This is a genomic window from Arthrobacter sp. Y3223164 (assembly GCF_059091005.1).
In genome coordinates this window covers 1-1,372 of sequence record NZ_JBNHGF010000562.1, presented here as the reverse complement: position 1 = coordinate 1,372, position 1,372 = coordinate 1, and the positions used below count along the sequence as shown (strand labels likewise).

The window sequence follows — 1,372 nt, the reverse complement described above, 5'->3', positions numbered from 1 at the left end:
GCGACGTAGGGGTCCAGCCCGCAGCCCACGGCGGCGGCGTCGTGTTTGCAACCGCGCGGACAGTCGGCGGTGCCGGGCTCCAGGTCGGGGAAGGCGGACAGGATCCGGTCAGGGTCCACGTGGGCCAGACCGAAGGAGCGGATGCCCGGGGTGTCGATGATCCAGGTGCCTGCGGGCGAGTCCTGGACCTTCAGCGCCAGGGCCGACGACGACGTGTGCCGGCCGCGCCCGGTAACGGCGTTGACCCCGCCGGTGGCGCGCTGGGCCCCGGTGAGCGCATTGACCATGGTGGACTTGCCGACGCCCGAGTGGCCGAGGGTGACGGTGACCTTGCCGTCGAGATAACCGCGCAGCGCGGCCACGGCGTCGGTATCGAGCCGCGCGGACAGGCCCTCGTCGGAGCGGGTGTCCACGCCGAGGGCGTCGGCGGCGGCGGTGCGGCTGACGATCACCGGCAGCTCCAGGTGCTCGTAATTGGACAGCAGCTCGGCGGGGTCCTTCAGGTCGGCCTTGGTGACGCACAGCAGCGGGCGGATCCCGGCGTCGTACGCGGCCACCAGCGCCCGGTCGATGAACCCGGTGCGGGGTTCGGGGTTCGCCGCCGCCACCACGATGACCAGCTGGTCGGCGTTGGCCACCACCGCGCGTTCAACCGGGTCGGTGTCGTCCGCGCTGCGGCGCAGCAGGGTGCGCCGTTCCTCCACCCGGACCAGCCGGGCGAGGCTGTCGGGTTCGCCGGAAACATCGCCGACCAGGGCCACGAAGTCTCCGGTGACCACCGGGGTGCGGCGCAACTCTCGGGCCCGGGCCGCGACGACGATGCGCTCGCGGGGAGTGTCTTCATCGACGACGGCGGTGTAGCGGCCGCGGTCGACGGTGACGATCCGCCCGAGCTCCGCATCCTCGTGGGCCGGGCGGTCCTTGGTGCGCGGACGGGAACCGCGCTTGTTCGGGCGGATGCGCACATCCGATTCGTCCCAGCTGCCGGTGCTGCGCGACACCGTCAGCCCTCGCTGGCCGAGGCCGCCGGGGCAACGGTGAACATGTCCTGCCACAGCTGCGGGAACTCGGGCATCGTCTTCGCCGTGGTGCCGATGTCCTCGACCTCCACGCCGCGCACGGCCAACCCGAGGATGGCGCCGGCGGTCGCCATGCGGTGGTCTTCGTAGGAATGGAACAGGCCGCCGTGCAGCGGCTTGGGCCGGATGAGCAAACCGTCTTCCGTTTCCTCGGCGTCGCCGCCCAGCCGGTTGATTTCCGCCACCAGGGCCGCCAAGCGGTCCGTCTCATGGCCGCGCAGGTGGGCAATGCCGCTCAGGCGGGACTCGCCGTCGGCCAACGCGCACAGCGCCGCCGCGGTCGGCGCCAGCTC

The 1,372-nt window shown here is 72.4% G+C and carries 2 protein-coding genes; both read right to left on the bottom strand.

Annotation, left to right across the window (positions count from 1 at the left end; translation table 11 throughout):
• Positions 1-1,001: ribosome small subunit-dependent GTPase A (rsgA, locus tag AC5RUJ_RS16405; RefSeq protein WP_494156265.1), on the bottom strand; the 1,001-nt coding region annotated here is incomplete at its 3' end.
• Positions 1,002-1,003: 2 nt separating this feature from the next.
• Positions 1,004-1,372: carboxyvinyltransferase (locus tag AC5RUJ_RS16400; protein WP_494156264.1), on the bottom strand; the 369-nt coding region annotated here is incomplete at its 5' end.